Below are 548 nucleotides of genomic sequence, written 5' to 3'. Positions count from 1 at the left end.
AGTGAACGGATCGACTGACGAGCCTTTTGCATTGAATACCGTTCTAATGCTTCGCTAATGGCAAAGAGTAACACAACAACAGCACCTTCGCCCCACTCTCCGATGGCAGCGGCTCCAATGATGGCAACAGTCATCAGCGTGTTCATATCAAATTGCAGCTGAAATAAGTTCTTGATCCCTTTTTTAAACAGTTCATATCCGCCAATAATTATGGCCGCTCCAAATGCCATTACAGGAACCAAGGCTTCTTCTCCATAGTACGAGGCCAAGTAATAACCTGCCGCCATCAATAAAAGGGACAAAAGCACATTCCAATTCTCTTTCCAAAAAGGCTCTTTCTTTTCTATAACCCGTTGTTTCTCAGGCGTTATCTTTAGGTTTTCAAAAGCACCTGCCTTTTCTAACTCTTCGACAGTTGCATTTCCCATAACGGTTATTTTGGCTGCCCCAAAATTAACCTGTGCGTCTGTGACACCAGGAAGACTTTTTACGTTATTTTCAAATTTACCGGCACAGTTTGTACAGGTAAACCCTTGTACACGATAGAC

At 43.1% G+C, this 548-nt stretch carries 1 protein-coding gene; it reads right to left on the bottom strand.

Features of this window, described 5'->3' with window-relative positions; translation table 11 throughout:
* Positions 1 to 548, bottom strand: a 548-nt coding sequence (locus P364_RS0134875) for a cation transporter (protein ID WP_024634535.1), incomplete at both ends; no start/stop codon positions are given.

Source organism: Paenibacillus sp. MAEPY2 (assembly GCF_000499205.1).
GTDB classification, from domain to species: Bacteria; Bacillota; Bacilli; order Paenibacillales; family Paenibacillaceae; genus Paenibacillus; species Paenibacillus vandeheii.
Note: the sequence above shows the minus strand (reverse complement) of the source record. Positions and strands in the feature narration are given on the sequence as shown.